Source organism: Rhodophyticola sp. SM2404 (genome assembly GCF_053570515.1).
This window is the reverse complement of the sequence record NZ_JBSEDL010000006.1, coordinates 69269-93471: the sequence shown is the minus strand read 5'-3', so window position 1 is coordinate 93471 and position 24203 is coordinate 69269. Positions and strand designations below refer to the sequence as shown.

Sequence of the window (24203 nt, the reverse complement as noted above, 5' to 3'; positions counted from 1 at the left end):
AAAGATGATGACGCTATACAGGCTGACGTAAAACCCGTATCGTTTAAGTCGTATCTAGCGGTGACCCTTTTGGCGGAATTTTGACGAGTATCATGCTGACAATATTGAAAAACCTGCGCTCCTTTCGGTTTCATTTTCTGGTTCTTATCGCAGCAGCCTTCCTGCCCACGCTGTCAAATGCGCAGGAACAGCCCCAATATCATCTGGTTGGTGTCAGCGAATACGAGGCCTCCTCCTTGCTGCAATACGCGGCCCATGCCGCGATTGATCAAGGTGATATCAGCGGTGAAAACATCGCGCGCATCGTCGAGCAATTATATCACGAGGACGGGTATTTTCTGGCGAGAACGCGTTTTGACGCTGCTTCGCAGGCGATCATCGTCACCGAAGGGCAGATCAGCTCGCTCCATGTTGAAGGGGTGGATGCCGATATGTTCGCGCTGATCCAGTCCTATGCGGCGCCATTGCTGGCAGATCCCGCGATTTCCCATGCCGAACTGGAACGCGTTTTGATGCTGGTCAGGGATATCGAGACGATCACGGCGGTGGCCGAATTGGTCACCTCGCCCGAGGATGGCACAACCCAGATGCGGATCATCGCAGAGGAGCATCTGTCGAATTGGGGACGGCTGACGCTGGATACCCCATCCCGCGAGATCGGCGATGCGATCAGCACCGGTCTCGAGCAGAATTACTATCACAGCCTGACGGCGGGCGATCTGTTGCGCTTGAACCTGCAGGTCACCAATAATTTGGAAGACGGCAATGACAAGTTTCTGGGCTCGCTTGCCTATAGAACGCCTGCGGGGCCTGCTGGTGGTTATGTCGAGACCTATATCGGCAGCTATAATGCACGTCATGACGCGCGGGGAACGCTGAGCACAGTGGACAGCTCGGGCAATACCGCGATCTTGGCCTATGGCCAGCCCACGGTGAGAACCGCAGATCGCTATGGCTATGTGATTGGCGAGTTGCGCTATTCGCAAACAGATATCGACTCACCGCTGGTGAATTCGGATGAATCGGTTGTGGTTGGCAGTCTGATCTGGATCGATGGTCGGATCACCCCCAATGGAAACGCGCTTGAATATGCTGTGTCTTTAAGTGCGGGCGAGCAATCGGATGACCCCGCCAGCGCGGATCAGTTTCAATATGCAAGGTTCGGGCTTGGCTGGAGCAGCTCTGCCCTGATCAACCAGCGCGAGATGACGATTGATCTGCAACTTCTGGGGCAACTCAGCAATGATGTCCTGCCGGGGTCGGAAAATTTTGCAATGGGCGGGCATAATATCAATCGCGGCTATGATTATGGCGAGCTTGCGGGCGATAGCGGCATCTTTATCAGCGGCGAGATTGCAACCGCCGATGCGATCTCTCTGGGGCGCGATTTTGCAGTTGTGCCCTTTGCCTTCGCCGAAATGGGGTGGGTGTCGTCCAACACCTTCTCGGAACGCTTTGCCCGCTCGGAAGAGGGGGCCTCGATCGGTATCGGCTTTGATTTCAGCTGGTCAGACAGGCTGTCTGGCAGGTTCCACGCCGCAATGCCGCTGATTGACGGACCCATCTCGCGCGATGATCCGGCTTTGTATCTCGCTATTTCAAGAACATGGTGACCAGTATGATGCGTTTTTCAAAATCACATGCACGAATTTGGCGCTCTTTGATCTTGCTGAGTGCGTCAATCGGTTTTGCGCAAACCGCAAATGCCAATCCGGGCCTGCATCTGGGGTGGTGTCATCCGCAAAACCCACATTACAATTCCGCGGCCTGTGGCGGGCTTGGGGGAACACCCACGACCGTTCCGGGTGGAACAACCAACCCTTCAGGCAGCGTGGGGGGACCATCAGGCAGCCAGCCTGTGGTCAATACGCAACCCCTCATTGTAACGCCACTGCCCCCAACCGCGCCGATATCGGGGCATGGGGTGATCACCAGCTCGCCTGGTCCTGATATTACAGGCTTTAGCCCCGGCTATGTGATCTCACCCCTAGCCCCTCAAAGCTTTGCAGGTGTCAGCCCCGGGGCCATCCAGTCCATTCCCGGACCATCTTATAGTGGCTATAGCCCTGCCATTAATGTGAACCCCGTTGTTGTGCCATCCTTCACAGGCGTAAGCCCTGTGCCCATTATTCATCCCGTGCTGGCCCCAAGCTTTACCGGCACATCGCCTGTTGTGACGATCCTGCCTGTCTCGACCCCGTCTTTCTCGGGCTTGAGCCCTGTGGTCACACTGCACCCTGTTCCCACCCCGTCTTTCGGCGGCACGGGGACGCCAAGCCAGCCGCAAACCATTCCATCGGTCAATGCGAATATTGCGCCCGTTCTGGTGCCAAGGCCGCGTCCAACGCCCAATAGGCTTGGCCCCTCTGCAAGCGTGGCAAGCGGAAGCTCCACCCATTCCCCCAGCAGCAGTGGCTCGCAAAACCATAACATCATCACACCCGTCGCGGGGCGTCAGGATGCGCGGAATGCGCCCTCGGTCACCACGCAGGAGGGGGACCTGATAAGCTGCCTGACATCGGGGCATGGCGCGCGGCGGGACAATGCGGGTTCGGGCAGAAACGCGTCTGTTTTGCGCAATGCCAATCGGATCGACAGCTTGGCGCGGGATATCCCCGCCCGCCATGCTGATGAGGCGCATTGCCTGATTTCGATCAGAACATCATCGCGCTGAACACCAAAGCTAAATGAGACTTTAGGTCGATTTATGCCCCCGCGCAGTGCTGCTGCTTGGGGGTGTTTTTCTGTGGGGAGTGCCGTTTGCTCCAAATGGGGAAGGTTTCAGAAACACAGACTATCCGCGAAACATTTTGACAAAACTAGTTTTATAGTTTTAATGGCTATATGAGCAATGAACGAAGATATGCAGATGCCCTTGCCGCCCTTGGCCATGAAAGCCGTTTGGCGGTATTCAGGTTGTTGCTCAAAGCAGGCGCGGAGGGGATGAAGGTTGGCGAGATTTCGGAGGTTTTGTCGCTGCATCCCTCAACGCTGGCTCATCATCTGACTGCGCTGGTGAAAAGCAATCTGGTTCTGCAATCCCGCCAAGGGCGCGAAATCATTTGCCGCGCGAATTACCCGCAGATGGATCATCTCATCGCCTTTCTGACCGAGGCCTGTTGCGTAGGCTTTCAAACCGACAGTGAAACCGATGGCCAAACCGACGGGGCGCATGCCGAAACAATGGCGCAGCCTTAACCAATAAGGAATTCGAACATGTCCGATACAGCACTGGTGCGGCCCGATTGGTCTCAGAGGTTGGCGCAATTCCTCAAGCAGGAGCGGGTTTGGCTTGCCTGCCTTATTCTTCTTCTGGGCCTTTTGCTGTGGGATGCAGCACTCGCGCGGGAGAGTTTCATCTTCGCCACCAGCGCTTTGATCAATACAGCGCCGTTTTTGCTGTTCTCCATCGCGATTGCGGCTTGGGCGAGTGCAACGGGGGCGGATAACCTGATTGCCAAGGCCTTCACAGGCGCGCCTGTGATCATGATCGGGCTGGCCGCCCTTGCGGGGGGATTATCGCCCTTTTGCTCTTGCGGGGTGATCCCGCTGATCGCAGCTTTGCTAGCAATGGGGGTGCCGCTTTCGGCGGTGATGGCCTTCTGGCTTGCCTCGCCTGTGATGGACCCCTCGATGTTTGTTCTGACCGCGGGTGTTTTGGGCGTTGATTTCGCGGTTGCCAAAACGCTGGCGGCGATTGGCCTTGGGGTCTTTGGCGGGCTTGGTATCCATGCGCTGGCAGGTCTGGGGGCCTTCAGCAATCCTTTGCGCGAAGGGATCGGCAATGGCGGCTGCGGCGGCTCGAAAATCCGCGCGCCAAAACAGGTTGTGTGGAAATTCTGGACCGATGCCGAGCGTCTTGGAAAATTCGGCAAGGAGGCTTTGAAGAACACCAATTTCCTCGCGAAATGGCTGTTTCTCGCCTTTATCCTTGAAGCCCTGATGCTGCATTTTGTACCAGCTGAGCGGGTCTCGGCGGTGCTTGGCGGGCAAGGGTTGCTGCCGATTATCACAGCGACGCTGGTGGGTGTGCCTGCCTATCTCAACGGCTATGCCGCGCTGCCCTTGGTGGGCGGTTTGATCGAGCAGGGCATGGCCGCAGGGGCAGGGCTGGCCTTTCTGGTGGCCGGCGGGGTGACCTCCATTCCCGCAGCGATTGCGGTTTGGGCCTTGGCGCGCTGGCCCGTCTTTGTGGCCTATATCGGGTTCTCGCTGACAGGGGCGTTCCTGTCGGGCCTTCTGTTCCAGATCTGGACACAGGTTTGAGGGCGCGCGACCAAGACATGGTGAGATGAAGAGGGGGTGGCTCAAACCGAGCCGCCCCCATTGCCTTACAGGCTAAACATCCAATTCTTCCACAAAGCGCGCGTTTTCCTGAATATATTGGAAGCGCATCTCGGGTTTCTTGCCCATCAGCCGCTCGACCAGATCGCCGGTTTCTCCGGGTGCGTCTTCGTCGATCGTCACGCGGATCAATTTGCGCGAGGCGGGGTCCATCGTGGTTTCCTTGAGGTCCTTGGCATCCATTTCCCCCAAACCCTTGAAGCGGCTGACATCGATCTTGCCCTTGCCGCCCAAGCCCTTCTCCATCCAGTCGGCTTTCTCGGTCTCATCAAGGCAATAGACGCGATTGGCCCCTTGGGTCAGGCGGAACAATGGCGGGCAAGCAAGATAGAGATGCCCTTGGTCGATCATCGGGCGCATCTGGGTAAAGAAAAACGTCATCAGCAGGGCCGCGATATGCGCGCCATCCACATCCGCATCGGTCATGATGATGACCTTGTCATAGCGCAGGTCTTCGATGTTGAATTTGGTGCCCATCTGCACACCAAGCGCTTGGCACAGATCATTGATCTCGGCGTTTTGCCCCAGTTTGGAGGAGGCCGCGCCGAGCACGTTCAGGATTTTACCGCGCAGGGGCAGCAGCGCTTGGGTTTTGCGGTTGCGCCCCATTTTGGCCGAGCCGCCCGCGCTATCGCCCTCGACGATGAACAATTCCGTGCCCGCGCGGTTCGTGGCCGAGCAATCCACCAGCTTGCCTGGAAGGCGCAGCTTCTTGGTGGCAGTTTTGCGTTGGGTCTCTTTTTCCTGACGGCGGCGCAGGCGTTCTTCGGCGCGCAGCACAAGGAAATCAAGGATTGCGCCCGCTGACTTCGTATCGGCGGCCAGCCAGTTGTCAAAACGGTCGCGCACGGCGGCCTCGACCAGACGTTGCGCCTCGGTGGTGGCAAGGCGGTCTTTGGTCTGGCCCACAAATTCAGGCTCGGCAATAAAGCATGACACCAGCGCACAGCCGCCCGCCACCAGATCATCGCGGGTGATGCTGGCGGCTTTTTTATTGCTGACCAATTCGCCATAGGCGCGGATGCCTTTGAGGATGGCGGCCCAGAACCCTGCCTCATGCGTGCCGCCTTCGGGCGTGGGCACGGTGTTACAATAGGATTGGATGAACCCGTCGCGCACAGGCGTCCAGTTGATCGCCCATTCCACCTGACCTGGCACTTTGAAGCGTTCCTGAAACTCGACCTTCCCTGCAAAGGGTTTGTCGGCATAGGTGGCGGCGGTGCCCAAGGTCTCGCCCAGATAATCGGCCAGACCACCGGGGAAGTGGAACACGGCCTCAACAGGGGTTTCGCCATCATCAATGGCGGTTTTCCAGCGGATTTCTACGCCCGAGAACAGATAGGCCTTGGAGCGGACCATTTTCATCAAACGCGCGGGCTTGAAGCGATGTGCGCCGAAAATCTGGTCATCGGCATGGAAGGTCACCGAGGTGCCACGCCGATTGGGGGCCGTGCCGACCTTTTCCACGCTGCCTTGCGGGATGCCGCGCGAAAACTCCTGCGCGAACAGCTCCTTGTTGCGGGCGACTTCGACGCGCACATGATCTGACAGGGCATTGACCACCGAAATACCAACCCCGTGCAGACCACCCGAGGTCTGATAGGCCTTGCCCGAGAATTTACCGCCCGCATGCAAAGTGCAAAGGATCACCTCAAGCGCGGATTTGTCAGGGAATTTGGGGTGCGGATCGATCGGGATGCCACGGCCATTATCGCGGATCGTGACCGAATAATCCTCGTTCAATTCTACTTCGATGCGGTTGGCATGGCCCGCGACGGCCTCATCCATCGAGTTGTCGAGAACCTCGGCCACCAAATGATGCAGCGCGCGCTCATCCGTGCCGCCGATATACATGCCGGGGCGTTTGCGGACGGGCTCCAGCCCTTCCAGAACCTCAATAGAGGTCGCGTCATAGGTTTGCTCGGGGGAAGCGCCCTTAAGAAGGTCGTCGGCCATCGTCTGCTCTATCTTGTATGTAGTTTCCTACATATTGGCAGGTTTGGGGAGGATGGGGAAGGGAGCTTGGGGCCTGCTTGGCCCGTTTTATGCGCAGATGCAGGCGCGGCGGGGATGAAACGGGGCGAGGCGCGGCTTAATTGGTCATTACAGGGCCGCCACCTTCACCCGCGAAGAAGGCATCCAGCATCTGGGAATCTGCGATATTTCGCTGACGGGCAACCGAGGCAACAGCCGAAAGCTCGGCATAATCCATATCCGAGAGTTCAACCCCGTTCGACAAGGCGGTGAAACCTTCCTCAAGCAGCGACATGATGCTGGCATTGGTCATTTGGTTGGCCAGATTGAACAATTCATTGGCGTCAGTTTCATTCATAAAGCCCGACTGGATCGACGGGCCGAAATGCGAGGCGTCGAAAACCACGAAGTCATCCGAGAGGTTGCGCGTGCGCAATTGTTCTTCGAGATTGGAGGTCATATCGCCAATGCCAACGCGCAAAACATCCGTTGTCGCAATGGCCATGCCCACTGCCGCCGCAGACAAAACAACGTAATCGACGGTGATTGCGCCTGTTTCGTCCAGAATGAATTCGCGTAGTACCCGCATTTTGCGTTTATCCTTGAAGCCGTATTAGCAGGGTTACCGTTTGCCCCCCAATCTGGGCGTGAATATGACGCTAGGGCGCAATCTCGGAAACGATCCGTTTCCAATGCAGCGCCGTTGGAGATGCGCGAAGTTTTGCCATTGCCCACATGCGGGGAGTGTTGTTTCGCGCGGCACGCCTCTATATCTGCGTCTTATGACAGTCGGTTTGCGCCTTTTGAAAAGCTTTGCCGCCAGCTGCGCCATTTGGGTTTCGGGCGTGGGCATGGCCGTGGCGCATCCCCATATCTTTATCGATGCGGGGCTGCGCCTGATCTATGACACGCAAGGCGCGCTGCACGCGGTTGAGGTGACTTGGCGCTATGACGAGCTCTATTCCCTGATCATCCTGCAGGATTACAATCTCGACCTCGATTTTGACGGGGTCCTGACCCAAGCCGAGCGTGACGGGCTTTTGGGCTTTGATCTGAACTGGAATAGCGGGTTCAGCGGCGGGTTGGAGATATTTGGCGCGGATGGTCAGCCGCTAGAGTTTGGCGCGCCGAGCGCCGTTTCCCTTGATCTGACGGAAACAGGCCAGATCGAGACGACCCATATCCGCCCTGTTTCGGGCGGGGATCAGGGCGATGCATTGATCGCCTCGATCTATGATCAGGCCTTCTACATCGCCTTCGAGATGAACCTGCCAACCGAGATCACAGGCCGCGAGGATTGCGATGCGCAGTTGCGCCGCGCCGATCTGGATGAAGCCTATGCTGCCCTTGATGCCGCCTTGCAGGAGATCGGCGGGGCGGTGAATGAGGAAGATAACTTCCCCGAAATCGGCAATATTTTTGCAGACCGCGTGGAGGTCACATGCAGCGCGCCCTGATTTTGGCAGCCATTGTGATTGTTTTGGTCTTTGTAGCAGGGTTCGCCTTGGGCTGGGACCACGTGATTTTCCAATGGGCGCTTGAGGGGCAGCGCGAGGCGCAAACCTTGCTGGCACGCGCCTTGCGGGCCTTGCGCGCAGGTGAGGCGGGGGCCGTGGCCACGCTGATGGGGGTGTGTTTTGCCTATGGCCTGTTTCATGCCGCAGGTCCCGGACATGGTAAGTTGGTGATTGGCGGCTATGGCGCGGCGCGGCGGGTTGGGGCGCTTAAACTCAGTTTGGTGGCGCTTGTCTCCAGCCTTGCCCAAGCAGGCACCGCGATCGGTCTGGTCGCTTTGGGGCTTTGGGTTTTGGGCATCAGCCGCGAGGCGATGACGGGGTTGGCTGATGATGTGTTCCAACCCCTCAGTTTCGCGTTGATCGCGCTGGTGGGGCTTTGGCTTGCATGGCGCGGGGCGCGCGGTCTGATGGAATTGCGCGGCTCTGATCACGCCCATGAACACTTCCATGACCACCCTCATCACGGGCCAGATGCGACCTGTGCCACATGTGGCCATGCCCATGCACCCGCCCCTGAGCAGGTGGCGCAAGCGGGCAGTCTGCGGGATTTGGCCGTGCTGATCGGTGTTGTTGCCATCCGCCCCTGCACAGGCGCGCTTTTCGTGTTGATCCTGACGGCGCAAATGGGGGCTTTCGTAGCAGGAATTGCAGGGGCTTTGGCGATGGGTGTCGGCACGGCAAGCGTGACGGTGGCTGTCGCACTCCTCTCGGTGACGCTGCGCGAGGGGGTGTTGCGCAGCCAGATTAATCTGGCAGGGCTTGGCGTGGCGCAATCGGTGCTGGCTTTGGGGGTAGGGTTGCTGATCGCGCTTCTGGCTACGCGGCTGGCCTTGGGCGCGCTCTGATCGCGCTGGTCAAGCGGCTCCAACGGGTCTAAGCCCGTTTCATGACCCCGCTTCGCCATCATATTCGCGCCACTCTGGCGCTTGGTCTGCCGCTGATCGGCAGCCAAGTCGCGCAGATTTTGATCATCCTGACCGATACGATCATGATCGGCTGGTATGGGGTGGCTGAACTGGCTGCGGTGGCGCTTGGCGGGTCCTATTTCCATACGGTTTTGATCGTGGGCATGGGCTTTGCCTTGGCAGTGACGCCCTTGGTGGCCGCCGCCGCTGCCCAAGAGGACAGCGTGCAGGTCCGCCGCGTGACACGGATGGGGCTGTGGCTGGCGCTGGTGTTCAGCGCCGCGATGATGCCGCTTTTCGTGTTCTGCGAGCCGATCCTGCTTGCCTTGGGTCAAGAGGCGACGGTCAGCGCGAATACGCGCAGTTATCTTGATATCGCGGGTTGGGCGCTTTGGCCCTCGCTGATGTTTCTGGTGTTGCGCAGCCATCTTTCGGCGCTGGAGCATACCCGCATCGTGCTTTTGGCGACCTTGGCGGCGGTAGCGCTGAATGCGGGGCTGAACTATCTGCTGATCTTTGGCAATTTCGGCCTCCCCGAGATGGGGCTGCGCGGGGCGGCTTGGGCCTCCATCGCTTCTAACACTCTGATTTTTATGATCCTTGCGCTTTATGCCACGCGCAAACAGGGCTTGAGAGACTACACGCTTTTCGCCCGTTTCTGGCGCCCTGATTGGGAAGCCTTCATCCAAGTCTTCCGTCTTGCCTGGCCGATTGCGTTGACCCTTCTGGCGGAAAGCGCGCTGTTCATGGCCTCGGTGCTGATGATGGGCTGGGTGGATGAACTGACGCTGGCCGCCCATGGGATCGCGCTGCAAATCACCGCGCTGACCTTCATGGTGCATGTGGGGTTGAGCACGGCCGCCACGGTGCGCGCGGGCCGCGCTTGGGGGGTGAAGGATTTTGCCAGCCTGCGACTGGCGGCAATCGCTGCGCTGATCTTGTCGGGCATTATGGTGGCGGCGACCATTGTGGTGTTTGTGACCTTGCCCGCGCCGCTGGTCGCGGCCTTTGTCGGGCCTGATGATCCGCTGCGCGATCAGATCATCGCCATCGGGGTGGGGTTGTTGATGGTCTCGGCGCTGTTCCATTTGGCCGATGCCGCGCAGGTTATGGCCTTGGGGTTGTTGCGCGGGGTGCAGGACACGCGCGTACCGATGATTATTGCCACGATCAGCTATTGGCTGGTGGGCATTCCTTGCAGCTACCTGTTCGGCTTTGTCTTTGACTGGGGCGGGCAGGGGGTTTGGCTGGGTCTGGTTGTGGGGCTGGTTCTGGCGGGGGGCTTTATGATGGTCCGCTTCTGGTCCAAGGTCGCGCGCCTGAATGACGCGCGGCCTGATATTTCAGCGGCTTAGCGCCTCCAGCACCCGCGCCCATGAGCGGATGCCATGATGAAAGCTCGACAGATCATATTTCTCATTGGGGGAATGGATCGCGTCATCATCCTTGGCGAAACCTGCCAGAATCGAGTCCATCCCCAGATATTCCTTGAAATACCCCGCCACAGGGATCGAGCCGCCGCAGCCGATAAAAGCTGCCTCACGCGGCCATTCCGCGCTGAGGGCTTGGCGGGTTTTCTCGAACGCGGGATGCGAGATATCCATCTGGCTGGCGGGTGAGGCACCGTGATCGGCAAAGCTGACCTCGCAATCGGGCGGCAATTGCGCGCTGACCCAAGCGCGGAAATTCTCGCGCAGCTGATGCGGGTCTTGCTGGCCCACAAGGCGGAAGCTGACCTTGGCATGTGCCTTGGAGGGCAACACGGTCTTGAAACCCGCCCCCGTATAGCCGCCCCAAATTCCGTTAATCTCGGCGGTGGGGCGTGACCAGATCATCTCCAGCCCCGTGCGGCCCTCTTCACCCGCAGGCTGGCCAAGCCCGACAGCGCCCAAAAAGCCCGCCTCATCGAAATTCAGCGCATCCCATTGCGCCTTGATCGCGGGATCAAGCTCGGGGACGCCGTCATAAAAACCTGGAACCTGTACTTGGCCTGCCTCGTCATGCAAATTCGCAAGGATTTTGCTCAAGACACGGATCGGGTTCATCGAAATCCCGCCATACATGCCCGAATGCAGATCAAGCGCGGGGCCTGTTATGGTGATCTCTTCGCCCAAAAGCCCGCGCAACTGGGTGACGATGGCAGGGGTTTCCTCGCCAAACAGGCCAGTGTCGCAAATCAGCGCCACTTCTGCCGTCAACTCCTCGGCATTGTCCTTGAGGAAGGGGATCAGGGAGGGGGAGCCTGATTCCTCCTCGCCCTCCAGAAAGATCGTCAGCTAGGCAGGCAGGCTGCCTGTTTCCTCGCGATAGGCGCGGCAGGCCTCGATAAAGGTCATCAACTGGCCCTTATCATCGGATGCCCCGCGCGCGCGGATCACCTTGCCTTTCGGCGTTTCCTCGAGTGCGGGGTCAAACGGGTCGCGTGACCATAAATCAATTGGATCAACGGGTTGCACGTCGTAGTGACCATAGAAAAGCACATGCGGGCCGCTGCCTCCGCCATGGGCCACCACCATAGGATGTCCGTTCGTGGGGCGGACCGAGGCGTCAAACCCCAATGCGTTCAATTCGGCGCAAAGCCACTCGGCCGCGTCTTTCACGGGCTGGTCATACTCCGGATCGGTCGAGATGGAGGGGATGCGCAACAGCGCCATGAGGCGTTCGGTCGAGGCGTCGAGATTGGCATCAATACGTGCGAGAACCGCGTCGAGGGACATGGGGGAGTGCTCCGCTTTTTGTGAAGTCTGGGCGCAGAGTATCAAGCATAAAGGGAATGTCCAGCGCTTGCCCGATGGGGGATGGCAGGCTAGGTTCCGCGTCGATTTGGCTGCGCGGCCTTTGGGTATGCGCGGCGGGTAAAACGGGTTGAGGCAGGGCGGTATTATGAAGGTTTCTTTGGCTGTATTGGCGGTGGTGTCTTGCTTGGCTGGGGCAGGGGCGGCGTTTGCCCAAGACCTGCCCACCATGCGCGAGGCGCGCGATCAGGTCTTTGCCCGTGATGGGGCGCTGAGCTGGGAGGTGATCGGCCATGACAGCCTGAACCCTGCTGAGCTTCAATTGCTGGAGCAGATCATTCCTTTGGGCGCCTTGCCGCAAATGGCTTATTACGGCGCTTTGGCGATTGCCCCTGATCAGGGGCTGGCCGATCCCGAGACGACCGCGGCGGTTGGCAATTACCACAGCGAAGAGGGCGCGCGCGCAGCCGCCCTTGCCGCCTGCGATGCCGCGCGCAGTGGCGGCAGTGACTGTGCCATTGTTCTGGTGGTGCGCCCCGAAGGCTGGGAGGCGGGCCGCAGCCTGCAATTGAACGCAGATGCGACAGCCTCGCTCTGGGGGGCGTTCCGCCAATTGGGCCGCCCGCGCGCCATGGCAATTTCGCAAGCCACAGGCAATTGGGGCATCGGTGCCAGCCCTGAGGAGGCGCTTGCCGCTTGCGCGGCGGATGGGGGTGCGCAGGATTGCGCGACAGTGGTTGCAGAAGAATAAATTCAAAAATCTGAATAATATGATTGACGCGGACCGTATCAGCGCGGCAATTTGTTACGTGGCTCAGAGGGCGGGAGGCCTTATTTGAGGTACATAACTAGGAAGGCATGCCGTTGAATTCAGACAGCGGCGCCGTGCCGTGCGATGCGCCTCTGGAGAGAGATGCGCTGGCCGGAATGGGAGAATGATAGTGAATTACGACAATCTGCTCGATAGCGCGTTGCAGAAATTGCATGATGAAGGCCGCTACCGGACCTTTATCGATATTGAGCGACGTCGCGGTCAATTCCCCCATGCTGTCTGGAACAAGGAAGACGGCACGCAAGAAGACATCACGGTGTGGTGCGGCAATGACTATCTTGGCATGGGCCAGCACCCCGTTGTTCTGAACGCGATGCATGAAGCGCTTGAGGCCACAGGAGCGGGCTCGGGCGGGACGCGCAATATCTCGGGCACCACGGTGTATCACAAGGCGCTTGAGGAAGAATTGGCCGATCTGCATGGCAAGGATGGCGCGCTTGTGTTCACCTCCGCCTATATCGCCAATGACGCGACGCTTAGCACCCTGCCCAAGCTGTTCCCCGGGCTGATCACCTATTCAGACGAGTTGAACCACGCCTCGATGATCGAGGGTATTCGCCGCAATGGCGGGGCCAAGCGTGTGTTCAAGCATAATGACTTGGCCGATCTGCGCGCCAAGCTGGAAGCGGATGATCCTGCCGCCCCCAAGATGATCGCGTTTGAAAGCGTTTACTCGATGGATGGCGATTTCGGGCCGATTGCCGAGATTGTGGCGCTGGCCAAGGAATTCGGTGCGCTGACCTATCTGGACGAAGTCCATGCCGTGGGGCTGTATGGCCCGCGCGGGGGCGGTGTCTCTGAAAAGCTGGGGCTGGCCGATCAGATCGACATCATCAACGGCACTTTGGGCAAGGCCTATGGTGTGATGGGCGGCTATATCGCGGCCTCTGCCAAGCTGTGTGATGCCGTGCGTTCCTATGCGCCCGGCTTCATCTTCACCACCTCGATCCCGCCCGTTGTTGCTGCGGGGGCGGCGGCATCCGTGCGCCATCTCAAGACCGATCAGGCGCTGCGCGATCTGCATCAGGAGCGCGCCAAGGTACTCAAACTGCGCCTCAAAGGCATGGGCCTGCCGATCATTGATCATGGCAGCCATATCGTTCCCGTGATCGTGGGTGACCCCGTTCATACCAAAAAACTGTCCGATATGCTGTTGGAACAATTCGGCATTTACGTGCAGCCGATCAACTTTCCAACGGTGCCGCGCGGGACCGAGCGGTTGCGCTTCACGCCGTCGCCCGTGCATGACCCAAAGATGATTGACTATCTTTTGACATCAATGGACCAACTATGGAGCCATTGTGCGCTGAATCGTGCCGATTTAGCCGGCTGAAAGAGAATCGACTGTTAATCTCCAGGTTATTGTTGTGTTAACATGCATATAGCGCTGCGATGCGAATCGGCGGCTCTATAATGGGATGAAGGCAACAAAATGCGGGCAGCACATTTGCTGTGACTAAGCCTGCAGGAACTTTGAGCGGGACAACATGGGGCAGCACGAGCCGCAACTTCACAACAGTGACGATCAATTTGCCGAAGGCGTTGCCTTGGGTGATTTGATGCGGGGTGAACGCGCGACGCTTGGCAAATCTCTGCTGGATGTCGAACGCGAGTTGAAAATCCGTGCCTCCTATATTGCAGCGGTTGAGAATGGTGATCTCAATGCATTCAGCTCGCAGGGGTTTATTGCGGGCTATGTCCGTTCCTATGCGCGCTATCTGAATTTGGACCCTGAACTGGCCTTCTCGAAATTCTGCGAAGAAACGGGCTTCACAGGCGTTCATGGGATGTCCAGTGGTCAGGCCTCGCGCGCGAAACGTCGCCATGGCGCGGCCCCCAGCAAGATTGACCCCTCTGACATCATCAAATCCTCACGTGTGGCCTTCGCCCCTGAGAAAGAGCGCGTCTTTGCCAATGTCGAGCCGGGCGCGCTTGGCTCGGCGGCTGTGCTGATCGCGCTGGCGGTTGGTTTGGGCTATGGCGGGTGGGCAGTTCTGACAGATATCCAGCGCGTACAATTCGCGCCGATTGAAGAAGCCCCCGCAACCCTTGCCGTTCTTGATCCGCTGGCCTTGCCGCAAGCGCCTGCCGCTGAGCAGGGCGGAGATATCGGCTTTGCCGAATTTGCCGCCGCCCCAAGCGTGGATGCGCTTGATCGTCTCTATCGCCCGCAAGTGCTGGATGCGCCGGTCATGATCTCGCGGGATCAGCCGATTGCATCGCTCAACCCTGATGAGGTTGGCACTATGGGCGCGCCTATCCCGATGGGGCAGGGCGAACAACTGGCCTCTGCCAATTCCGAGCCTGTGCAAGTGACCGAACGCCCCGAGGGCGAGGTGATGCTTTTTGCTGTGCGCCCGTCTTGGGTGCGTGTCACTGCCGCCTCAGGCACCGTGATTTACGAAGGCATTCTGAACACAGGCGACAGCTATGTGCTGCCCGTCTCGGAAGAGCCCCCCAGCCTGCGCGCGGGCAATTCGGGATCGTTGTTTTTCGCAGTTGATGGCGTGACCGTCGGACCTGCGGGCGAAGGCACATCCGTTGCGCGCAATGTGGTTTTGCAGGCAGATACGCTGCTTGAAACCTATGCGCTGGCCGATGGCACAACTGACCCCGACCTGCCCGAAGTGGCGGCCTTGGTCCTGAGCGGTGACAGCCCCTCCGACACCCAACCACAGCAATAAATCCCCTTTTACGGTGAAATGCGAATGTTGCGTTGTCGTTTGCGCAGCATCGGCCTAATCTATGCGCAAATGCTCTGAACCCGACCCGAGAAGGCTGTTTGCCCATGTCGCATAACCCGATCCGTCCATGGCGAAATATCGACCGCCGTGAAAGCCGTTTGATCCATGTGGGCAAGGTGCCTGTTGGGGGTGGCTCGCCGATTTCGGTGCAGACCATGACCAACACTCTGACCACGGATGTGAAGGCGACGATTGATCAGGTTCAACGCTGCGCGGATGCGGGTGCGGATATTGTGCGGATTTCGGTGCCAGATGAGCCCTCATCCAAAGCGCTGAAGGAGATTGTGAAGGAAAGCCCCGTTCCGATCGTGGCTGATATCCATTTCCACTATAAGCGCGGGATTGAAGCCGCCGAGGCGGGGGCTGCCTGCCTTCGGATCAATCCGGGCAATATTGGCGATGAAAAGCGTGTGCGTGAGGTGATTGCTGCGGCGCGCGATCACGGATGCTCCATGCGGATCGGGGTCAATGCAGGCTCGCTTGAGAAGCATCTGCTCGACAAATATGGCGAGCCGTGCCCCGATGCGATGATTGAGAGCGGCTTGGATCACATCCGCATCCTTGAGGATAATGATTTCTTCGAATTCAAGATTTCCGTGAAAGCCTCGGATGTGTTCATGGCGGCGGCGGCCTATCAGGGCTTGGCCGAGGCCACGACTGCGCCGATTCATCTGGGCATCACCGAGGCGGGTGGTCTGACCTCGGGCACGATCAAATCGGCCATTGGTCTGGGCAATCTGCTTTGGATGGGGATTGGCGATACAATCCGCGTCAGCCTTTCGGCGGATCCCGTGGAAGAGGTGAAGGTCGGCTATGAAATCCTCAAATCTCTCGGGCTGCGCCATCGGGGTGTGAATATCATTTCCTGCCCTTCTTGCGCGCGGCAGGGTTTTGACGTGATCAAAACCGTCGAGGCGCTGGAAAAACGGCTTGAGCATATCAAGACCCCGATGAGCCTGTCGATCATCGGCTGTGTCGTGAATGGCCCCGGTGAGGCCTTGATGACAGATGTGGGCTTTACGGGCGGCGGGGCTGGCTCGGGCATGGTCTATCTGGCGGGCAAGCAGAGCCATAAACTCGACAATGATCAGATGATCGAGCATATCGTCGAGCAGGTCGAGAAAAAGGCCGCCGAACTGGATGCGCTGAGCGCACAGGACGCCGCCGAATAAGCCGCAAGGCAGGCCTTGGCCCGTTTATCGGGCCAAGAACCACACGCCTTAAGGCATCAGCTTCGAGACATAGGGCGGCAGCGCGAAGGCTGCGTGATGCATCTCGGGCGTGTAGTAATTCGTCTCGATATTCGCAGCTTCAAAACGCGCTTTGAGCGTGGCCAGATCGGTTTGGCGCGCGGCCCCGTCACTGCCCCAGCCAAGCGCCATCGGCCCGCCCGCATAGGTCGGGATCGTCGCGAGATAGCAGGTCCAATCCGCAAAAAGCGCTTTGAAGGCGCGCATTGTATTGGTCAGCTCATCGCCTTGCATGAAGGGCACGCCGTTTTGGGTCACCAGAATGCCCCCGTCGGTTAGGCGGCGTTTGGCATGGCCGTAAAAGCTGTCGGTGAACAAAACTTCGCCAGGACCGATGGGATCGGTGGAATCGATGATGATGACGTCATAGAAATCAGCATTGAGCCGCATGAATTCGGCCCCGTCCGCGATCACCAGATCAAGGCGCGGATCATCAAAAGCGCCATCCGAGACATCGGGCATATATTCGGTGCAGAAATCGACCACGCCTGCATCAATCTCGACCATGGTGACTTGTGTGACGGATCGGTGCTTGAGCGCCTCGCGCGCCATGCCGCCATCACCGCCGCCCACGATCAGCACGCGTTTGACATTGCCATGGGCCAAGATCGGCACATGGGTCAGCATTTCATGATAGATGAAATTATCGGCTTCGGTGACCTGCACCACCCCGTCCAAGGTCAGAACGCGCCCGAAGGTCGGGTTCTCGAAAACGCGCAGGCGCTGATGGTCGGTGTTGCTGTCATAAAGCACGCGGTCTTCGCGCAAGGCTTGGGAATGGTCCGCATGCAGACGCTCAACGCTCCAGCCGGTCATATCGGTCATGGATTAACCCTCATGTTTGGGACAGGGGCGGGGGCAGCGCGGCCGCGGCCCCCATCGGGTCTCAGGCGGCTGCGATGGCGTCAACCAGCCCTTCGCCGCGCCGCAATTCCTTCACGCGCACATCCTCGGTGCCAAAGGCGCGTTTCAACACGCCAACCGCATTCCAAGGCTGCGCATCGCCACACATGAACACGTCAAACGCGCCATATCCAATCTCGGGCCATGTATGGACGGAGATATGGCTTTCCGCCAGAACCGCCACGCCAGACACGCCTTGAGGCGAGAATTTATGCGTATGGATATGCAACAGCGTGGCACCGCATTCCTCAACGCAATCGCGGAAGGCAGTTTGGATGCGGGCTTCATCATCAAGACCATGGCCATTTACCACTTCGATGATCAAATGCGTGCCAGCAAACACTTCACCATCCTTGCGGATGAAGTGATCCTCACGGGTGTCGTCAAAAATGTCGGGCGCAGCCGAGTGGCTGCAGGTGTCTTCCGCATGGGCGCCTGTTTCCAGACCAGTCCCCAGTTGGAAGAGGTTGGCGCGGGTCATGGGCGCTCCCCTTCTTACCAGTAGATTGATGTGGTGGGTCCTTAGCGCCCCCCCAAGGCTTGCGCCTCAAGGTTGGGATCGTCCCCGATACAAGGGCGCCACCTACGGCACAGGGCGAGTCGATTCAACAATGAATTTCAGGAAATATGAATTTAACCGTTTTGCGCTGCGTCACAGGGTGAAATCGGCCTCCACCGCGCCCGAAACAGACAGCAGCTCGGACGGGGTGATCGCAAAGATATGGCGCGGGGTTCCCGCGGCGGCGTAAATCTTGGCAAAATCGCCAAGACGCGGGTCTGCCCAAGCGCGGATCGGGCTCAGATGCCCGACCGGAGAGACACCGCCAATCGCAAAACCCGTTTGCGCGCGGATCAGCCCCGCATCGGCCTTGCCCAAAGCCTCGCCTGCCAGCGCGCTGGCCTTCTCGGCGCAGACCTGATTGCCGCCTGCGGTAATGAACAGCACGGCACAGCCGCTTTGCTCGGCACGGAAAATGATGGATTTCGCGATCTGGTCAATCTCGCACCCTGCGGCGGCGGCAGCTTGTGCGGCGGTGCGGGTCAGATCGGGCATCTCCAGCACATCTGTTTCAATCCCTGCGGCCTCCAATGCGGCCTTGACCCGTTTGAGGCTCTTGCTCATATCCACGCTTCCCCTTGTTCTGTTCCCGCAAGCGTTGCAAGGATAAGGGCAAGAGGCAAGAGTGGCCCGTATATGACCAAGCAGATGAGTTTCGCATCAAGGCTGACCCGAGAGCCTATCGCCTTTGACCCTGATCGCGCGGCGGAAGGGCTGGCGGCGCTGCAAGATATTCCAAATGATTTGAAAGGCTTGGTCGCGGGCGCTGCGGGGTGTTCGCCCTTTCTGCTTGGGCTGATGCAAAAAGAAGCGCCTTGGCTGGAGGAGGTTCTCTCAAGCACGCCTGAGGCCGCGCAAACTGCCCTTTTGGCGCAGGTCGCGGCCCTTGAGGCAGGCCATCTGGATGCAGGGCTGCGGCGGCTGAAGGGACGCGCCGCGGTGATGGTTGCGCTGGCGGATTTGGGCGGGATCTGGGACCTGTATCAGGTCACAACCGCGTGGACCGATTTCGCCGATGCCTGCGTGCAAACCGCGCTGAGGGCCCATGTCGCCCATGAGGCCAAGCGCGGCAAGCTCCCCGGCCAGACGGAGGAGGACGCGTGGCGCGACGGGGCGGGGATGGTGGCGCTGGCCATGGGCAAGATGGGCGCGGCCGAGTTGAATTACTCCTCGGATATCGATTTGATCTGCCTTTTTGACGAGAGCCGCTTTGACGGCACCGACGAGATGGAAGCGCGCGCGGGCTTTGTGCGCGCGACCCGCAAAATGGCCGGCAGCCTTGGGGAAAATACGGCCGAGGGTTATGTATTTCGCACCGATCTACGGCTGCGCCCTGATGCCAGCGTCACGCCTGTCTGCATCTCCATGGCCGCGGCCGAGCGGTATTACGAGGCGGAAGGGCGCAATTGGGAACGCGGGGCCTATATCAAAGCGCGTCCCGCTGCGGGCGATCTGGCGGCAGGGGCGCGGTTCTTGGAAACCCTCACCCCCTTTGTCTGGCGCAAGCATCTGGATTTCGCGGCGATCCATGACACCCAAGACATGCGCCAACGCATCCGCAGCCATAAGGGCCTGCATGGCATGGCGCTGGAGGGACACAATATCAAGCTTGGGCAGGGCGGCATCCGCGAGATCGAATTTTTCGCCCAGACCCGCCAATTGGTCTCGGGCGGGCGTGACGCAGGTCTGCGCGGCCGCCGCACCAAGGATGCGCTGGCCGCCTTGGCGGCGAAAGGCTGGATCGGCGGGGATGTCGCTGACACGCTCTCGGAGCTTTATATCCAGCACCGTGAGGTGGAGCATCGTTTGCAGATGATCAATGATGCCCAAACCCATGACCTGCCCAAATCCCCCGAAGGCTTTGACCGTTTGGCCCGTTTCATGGGCGAGGGCGATACGCAGCGCTTTCGCAAGGAATTACAAGCGCGGCTGGCGCAGGTAGATGCGCTTTGCGAGCCGTTCTTTGCGCCCAATCCCACGAGCCTTGAGGCCCCGATGCCCGAGCTGTCCGAGCCTGCGCATGAAATCGTCTCGCGCTGGCCGCATTATCCTGCCTTGCGGTCCGCGCGCGGGCAGGAGATTTTCGATCGCCTCAAGCCCGATCTTCTGACCTGTTTCCAAAAAGCCGCCGACCCCGATGAGGCCTTGATTAACTTTGATAGCTTTCTCAAAGGCTTGCCTGCTGGTGTTCAACTGTTTTCTCTCTTCGAGGCGAACCCGTCTTTGGTCGATCTGATCGGCGATATCTGTGCCACAGCGCCGGGTTTGTCGCGCTATCTGTCGCGCAATGCAGGCGTATTGGATGCGGTGCTTGGCGGGGCTTTCTTTGCGCCTTGGCCCGAAAAAGAACGCTTGCAAGGCGCGCTCTCAACCGCGCTTGAGGGGCTGGATTATGAGGCCGCGCTGGATACTGCGCGGCGCTGGCATAAAGAATGGCATTTCCGCATTGGCGTGCATCATTTGCGTGATCTGATTGATGAAGCCGAGGCAGGCGCGCAATATACTGCGCTGGCAGATGCCGTGGTGACAGCGCTTTGGCCGATTGCCTGCGCCGAGATCGCCAAACGCCACGGTCCAGCGCCTGGACGGGGCGGTACGGTGCTGGCCATGGGCAGCCTTGGGGCAGGGGCGCTGACAGCGGGGTCTGATCTTGATCTGATCGTGATCTATGATGCGGGCGGGGTTGATTTGACCGAAGGTCGCCGCCCCTTGGACCCGCGCGGCTGGTTTGCCAAAGCCACCAAAACCCTTGTCACGGCGCTTAGCGTGCCGACGGCTGAGGGTAAGCTCTATGAGGTTGATATGCGGCTGCGCCCCTCGGGACGGCAAGGGCCAGTGGCCACGGGGCTGGAGGCGTTTGATCATTACCAACATCATGAGGCCTGGACTTGGGAGCATATGGCGCTGACCCGCGCGCGGCCCATTGCGGGGGAGGCCAGCCTTTTGGCCGATATCGAAGCGATCCGCCAAAATGTGCTGAAGGCCAAAGCCGCGCGCGCCCTTGTAGTGAAGGATGCGGCACAAATGCGGGCGCGATTGCAGGCAGCGGGGCGCAAGGGCTCGACCTTCGAGGTGAAAGAGGGCAAGGGCGGGATGCAGGATATCGAGCTTTGCGCGCAGGCTGCGGCTTTGATGGCGGCCGATCCTGTGCGACAGGTTGAGGGGCAATTGCGGGCGGGTGCGCAGATCGGATGGCTACAGGGTGAGGATGCGGAGGTTTTGCGCGCTTCCCATCGGCTCTTCTCAACGGTAAATCAGGCAGGTCGCCTCTTGACGGAGCGCCCGCTTGATCCAGATGAATTGGGAATTGGCGGGCAAGGGTTTCTGGCCCGTGCGGCGGGGGCGAAAGACGCCAAGGATTTGGCTTTGAAATTGGCACAGGCGCGCGAGGCCTCGGCGCAGATTATTGACAGGGTGCTCAAAGAGGTTTGAGCCGGAATAGGACGATTGCAATGAAGGGTGACATCACCGACCCAAAGGCCCTGATCCGCGAAGCCTATCGCATCGACGGGATCAGCCTTGAGGAATGCCGCTCGATCTTTGTGGATTGGGCCTTGTCGATCGACAGCGTCGATGCGCCTGCGCATTTGGCGCGTCTGCTGGAGGTCTATGCACCTGATGCACCAGACCACCCGATGACGCAGGTTTTGACCGAGGGCACCAAAGCCCCGCCTGCTGCAAAGCGTCGAGGCGGGCGCGCGGCGCGTTTATCCGAGAGCTGAGCGCGAGCGCCAGACGACGGGGTGGCGATCCGTCTTTTGCGCCGAAGCGCTTTATATCTGCCAAGCCCTGATGAGATATGAACGATGCGCATTGAATTGCAAAATCGCCAGCCCTTACGGGCGGTCTGGCGATCGCGCGGCGCCTTCGGCGCTATTCGCGCGAAGGGTGGTCTAACTCGGCTCTTTGCTCGCTTGGGTGCCACGCTCGCGGTAGGGCGTTGTGTCATAATGCGCGCGGTAGCATTTCGAGAAATGCGAGGGTGAGGCAAAGCCGCAGGCCAAAGCCACATTGATCACGCTCATATCCGTCTGCATCAGCAGGTTACGCGCCTTGGCCAGCCGCAATTCCATGTAATAGCGCTTGGGCGAGCGGTTGAGATAGCGGCGAAACAGCCGCTCTAGCTGGCGCGTGGACATGCCGACATCCTTGGCCAGACTGGCAGGGCTGATCGGCTCTTCGATATTTTGCTCCATCATGCGGATCACCTGCCCCAATTTGGGGTGGCGCACGCCGATACGGGTCGGGATCGACAGGCGCTGCGTGTCCTGATCGGTGCGGATCGAGGTATAGATCAACTGATCCGCCACCATATTGGCAAGATCCTCACCATGATCATTGGCGATGATCTTGAGCATCAGGTCAATCGAGGCGGTGCCGCCGGCTGTGGTGATGCGGTTGCCGTCAATCACGAAGACCGATTTGGTCAGGGTGACGTCCTCGAATTCTTCGGAAAAGCTGTCCTGATTTTCCCAATGGATCGTGGCGCGTTTGCCATCTAGCAAGCCCGCCTTGGCCAGTGAATAGCCCGCCGTGCAAAGCCCGCCAATCGTGGCCCCGCGCCGCGCCTCGCGCCTGAGCCAGTTCAACACCCGTTTGGAGGTCGCGGCCTGCACATTGATCCCGCCACACAGCATGATTGTGTCATCGCGCTGCAATTCGTCGAGATCCATATCAAGCTTGAAGCCGATCCCCGCCGAGCAATGTGCTATCTCTCCGCCTTCGCCCGCCAAGGCCCATGAATACAGTTCATGGCCCGACATACGGTTGGCAATCCGCAACGCCTCGACCGCCGATGAGAAGCAGAGCATTGTAAATTGGTCCAGCAGAACAAAGATATATCGCTTGGGGTGCGTTGGAACACCATGCGAAAGGGTGGGCATGCGGCAGACCTTCCTGACATTCGCACAGCCGTCTGGAACCGTGCCGAAATAGCGAAAGCACCAATTTTGCGACGGCGCAATCCCCCCGAATGCGGAATTTGTCATTGGATGGCGGGCGAGACCTGCGTATAAGCGCCCCGTTAACGTAATTCTAGGAGGGTACCATGACCGCACAGGCATGGAACAAAGCGAACTGGCGAAACAAACCTCGGGTGCAGATGCCGGATTATCCGGATCAAGCCGCCCTTGAGGCCGTCGAGGCGCAACTTGGCCAATATCCTCCGCTGGTTTTTGCAGGTGAAGCGCGAAGGTTGAAGGCCGCTCTTGGCGCTGCATCGCGCGGCGAGGCCTTTTTGCTGCAAGGTGGCGATTGCGCCGAGAGCTTCTCGGAATTCTCCGCTGACGGGATTCGCGACACTTTCAAAGTGATGCTGCAAATGGCGATGGTGCTGACCTATGGGGCCAAAGTGCCTGTGGTCAAAGTGGGCCGTATGGCCGGCCAATTCGCCAAGCCCCGCAGCGCGCCTTCCGAGGTGATTGACGGGGTGGAGCTGCCCTCCTATCGCGGTGACATTATCAATGAGCTTGATTTCACCCCTGAAAGCCGCATCCCCGATCCTGCCAAGATGCTGCAGGCCTATACGCAATCGGCTGCAACGCTGAACCTGTTGCGGGCGTTCTCGACGGGTGGTTTCGCCGATATTCACCGCGTTCATAGCTGGACGCTTGGCTTCACCGATCGTGACGATGCCGAACGCTACCGCGATATGGCGGGCCGCATTCAAGACAGCCTTGATTTCATGACCGCTGCAGGCCTGACCAGTGCGACAAACCCCAATCTGTCCACGGTGGATTTCTACACCAGCCATGAAGCGCTGTTGCTGGAATATGAAGAGGCTTTCTGCCGCATCGATTCCACCAGCGGCCAGCCGATTGCAGGCTCGGGCCATATGATCTGGATCGGGGATCGCACCCGCCAGCCTGATGGCGCGCATGTCGAATTCTGCCGTGGCGTGCAAAACCCGATCGGGTTGAAATGTGGTCCGACCACCAGCGCCGAAGATCTCAAAGTGCTGATCGAAAAACTCAACCCTGCCAATGAAGCGGGCCGTCTGACGCTGATCGCGCGCTTTGGGGCGGGCAAGGTGGGCGATCACCTGCCACGCCTGATCAAGACGGTGCAGGAGATGGGCGCCAATGTTCTTTGGACCTGTGATCCGATGCATGGCAATGTGATCAAATCCTCCACGGGCTATAAGACACGACCCTTCGACTCGATCCTGCGCGAAGTGCAGGAATTCTTCGCGATCCACCGCGCTGAGGGCACGATCCCGGGCGGTGTGCATTTCGAGATGACGGGCAAGGACGTGACCGAATGCACGGGCGGCGTGCGGGCTGTGACCGATGAGGATCTCTCCTCGCGCTATCACACAGCCTGTGACCCGCGCCTGAATGCCAGCCAGTCGCTGGAACTGGCCTTCCTCGTGGCCGAGGAGCTGGTCTCCATTCGTGATGCAGACAGGATGGCGGCTGGCGCATAAGCCTGCCCCAACTAGG

20 protein-coding genes and 1 pseudogene are annotated in these 24203 nt (G+C 59.3%); 14 read left to right on the top strand and 7 right to left on the bottom strand.

The features are described 5' to 3' along the window. The first annotated feature begins 92 nt into the window (after nt 1–92). From ACTYEO_RS10710 to ACTYEO_RS10695, 4 genes are all read left to right on the top strand, one after another. Nucleotides 93–1613, top strand: a complete 1521-nt coding sequence (locus ACTYEO_RS10710) for a ShlB/FhaC/HecB family hemolysin secretion/activation protein (protein WP_449323737.1) — start codon at nt 93–95, stop codon at nt 1611–1613. A gap of 5 nt (nt 1614–1618) precedes the next feature. Continuing rightward, on the top strand, nt 1619–2674 hold the full coding sequence (locus ACTYEO_RS10705; RefSeq protein ID WP_449323736.1) for a hypothetical protein: 1056 nt from the start codon (nt 1619–1621) through the stop codon (nt 2672–2674). A gap of 170 nt (nt 2675–2844) precedes the next feature. Continuing rightward, complete coding sequence (locus tag ACTYEO_RS10700) at nt 2845–3198, top strand: ArsR/SmtB family transcription factor (RefSeq protein WP_449323735.1); 354 nt, start codon at nt 2845–2847, stop codon at nt 3196–3198. Between the two features lie 18 nt (nt 3199–3216). Continuing rightward, nucleotides 3217–4266 carry a permease gene (locus tag ACTYEO_RS10695; protein ID WP_449323734.1) on the top strand — a complete coding sequence of 350 codons (1050 nt, stop codon included), beginning with the start codon at nt 3217–3219 and terminating at the stop codon, nt 4264–4266. Nucleotides 4267–4338: 72 nt separating this feature from the next. Here the strand turns inward: ACTYEO_RS10695 and parE are convergent, their stop codons facing one another. Both parE and ACTYEO_RS10685 read right to left on the bottom strand, forming a co-directional pair. After that, the gene (parE, locus tag ACTYEO_RS10690; RefSeq protein WP_449323733.1) at nt 4339–6300 is read right to left on the bottom strand and encodes a DNA topoisomerase IV subunit B; all 1962 of its coding nucleotides are present in this window, start codon (nt 6298–6300) and stop codon (nt 4339–4341) included. Nucleotides 6301–6436: 136 nt separating this feature from the next. Further along, a complete protein-coding gene (locus ACTYEO_RS10685; protein ID WP_449323732.1) occupies nt 6437–6907 on the bottom strand; it encodes a hypothetical protein in 471 nt (156 codons plus the stop codon). 193 nt (nt 6908–7100) lie between these two features. Here ACTYEO_RS10685 and ACTYEO_RS10680 point away from each other — a divergent pair, with 193 nt between their 5' ends. Genes ACTYEO_RS10680 through ACTYEO_RS10670 form a run of 3 tightly spaced genes read left to right on the top strand, consistent with a single transcriptional unit; the run spans nt 7101 to nt 10095 of the window. Beyond that, nucleotides 7101–7775, top strand: coding sequence for a DUF1007 family protein (locus tag ACTYEO_RS10680; protein WP_449323731.1), 675 nt, complete (start codon nt 7101–7103; stop codon nt 7773–7775). Beyond that, complete coding sequence (locus ACTYEO_RS10675) at nt 7760–8680, top strand: nickel/cobalt transporter (protein WP_449323730.1); 921 nt, start codon at nt 7760–7762, stop codon at nt 8678–8680. Before ACTYEO_RS10680 ends, ACTYEO_RS10675 begins: the two co-directional genes overlap by 16 nt. Nucleotides 8681–8721: 41 nt before the next feature. After that, nucleotides 8722–10095, top strand: a complete 1374-nt coding sequence (locus ACTYEO_RS10670; RefSeq protein ID WP_449323729.1) for an MATE family efflux transporter — start codon at nt 8722–8724, stop codon at nt 10093–10095. Here the strand turns inward: ACTYEO_RS10670 and ACTYEO_RS10665 are convergent. Beyond that, nucleotides 10084–11457 (bottom strand): annotated as a pseudogene (locus ACTYEO_RS10665) (M20/M25/M40 family metallo-hydrolase). The gene ACTYEO_RS10670 and the pseudogene ACTYEO_RS10665 sit on opposite strands and share 12 nt — an antisense overlap. Nucleotides 11458–11623: 166 nt before the next feature. Here ACTYEO_RS10665 and ACTYEO_RS10660 point away from each other — a divergent pair. The 4 genes from ACTYEO_RS10660 (at nt 11624) to ispG (ending at nt 16223) form a co-directional block, all read left to right on the top strand. Next, nucleotides 11624–12226 (top strand): 5-aminolevulic acid synthase, encoded by a 603-nt coding sequence (locus tag ACTYEO_RS10660; protein WP_449323728.1) that lies wholly within the window; start codon nt 11624–11626, stop codon nt 12224–12226. Between the two features lie 190 nt (nt 12227–12416). Then, entirely contained in the window at nt 12417–13640 is a 1224-nt protein-coding gene (gene hemA, locus ACTYEO_RS10655; RefSeq protein ID WP_449323727.1) for a 5-aminolevulinate synthase, read from the top strand. 154 nt (nt 13641–13794) lie between these two features. Further along, entirely contained in the window at nt 13795–14991 is a 1197-nt protein-coding gene (locus ACTYEO_RS10650; RefSeq protein ID WP_449323726.1) for a helix-turn-helix domain-containing protein, read from the top strand. Nucleotides 14992–15095: 104 nt separating this feature from the next. Next, on the top strand, nt 15096–16223 hold the full coding sequence (ispG, locus tag ACTYEO_RS10645) for a flavodoxin-dependent (E)-4-hydroxy-3-methylbut-2-enyl-diphosphate synthase (protein WP_449323725.1): 1128 nt from the start codon (nt 15096–15098) through the stop codon (nt 16221–16223). A gap of 48 nt (nt 16224–16271) precedes the next feature. Here the strand turns inward: ispG and speE are convergent, their stop codons facing one another. The 3 genes from speE to ACTYEO_RS10630 all read right to left on the bottom strand — a co-directional run bounded on the left by speE (nt 16272) and on the right by ACTYEO_RS10630 (nt 18327). Continuing rightward, nucleotides 16272–17126, bottom strand: a complete 855-nt coding sequence (gene speE / locus ACTYEO_RS10640) for a polyamine aminopropyltransferase (protein WP_449323724.1) — start codon at nt 17124–17126, stop codon at nt 16272–16274. Nucleotides 17127–17187: 61 nt separating this feature from the next. Beyond that, nucleotides 17188–17685, bottom strand: a complete 498-nt coding sequence (gene speD, locus ACTYEO_RS10635; protein ID WP_449323723.1) for an adenosylmethionine decarboxylase — start codon at nt 17683–17685, stop codon at nt 17188–17190. Nucleotides 17686–17856: 171 nt separating this feature from the next. Next, nucleotides 17857–18327, bottom strand: coding sequence for a YbaK/EbsC family protein (locus tag ACTYEO_RS10630; protein ID WP_449323722.1), 471 nt, complete (start codon nt 18325–18327; stop codon nt 17857–17859). A gap of 84 nt (nt 18328–18411) precedes the next feature. Between ACTYEO_RS10630 and ACTYEO_RS10625 the strand changes: the two genes are divergently transcribed. Continuing rightward, on the top strand, nt 18412–21195 hold the full coding sequence (locus ACTYEO_RS10625; RefSeq protein ID WP_449323721.1) for a [protein-PII] uridylyltransferase family protein: 2784 nt from the start codon (nt 18412–18414) through the stop codon (nt 21193–21195). 20 nt (nt 21196–21215) lie between these two features. Further along, the gene (locus ACTYEO_RS10620; RefSeq protein WP_449323720.1) at nt 21216–21485 is read left to right on the top strand and encodes a hypothetical protein; all 270 of its coding nucleotides are present in this window, start codon (nt 21216–21218) and stop codon (nt 21483–21485) included. 171 nt (nt 21486–21656) lie between these two features. On the opposite strand, the gene ACTYEO_RS10615 is transcribed toward ACTYEO_RS10620, so the two are convergent. Beyond that, on the bottom strand, nt 21657–22646 hold the full coding sequence (locus ACTYEO_RS10615; protein WP_449323833.1) for a GlxA family transcriptional regulator: 990 nt from the start codon (nt 22644–22646) through the stop codon (nt 21657–21659). Between the two features lie 164 nt (nt 22647–22810). Between ACTYEO_RS10615 and ACTYEO_RS10610 the strand changes: the two genes are divergently transcribed. Then, nucleotides 22811–24187, top strand: a complete 1377-nt coding sequence (locus ACTYEO_RS10610) for a class II 3-deoxy-7-phosphoheptulonate synthase (protein WP_449323719.1) — start codon at nt 22811–22813, stop codon at nt 24185–24187. The last annotated feature ends 16 nt before the right edge of the window (nt 24188–24203 follow it).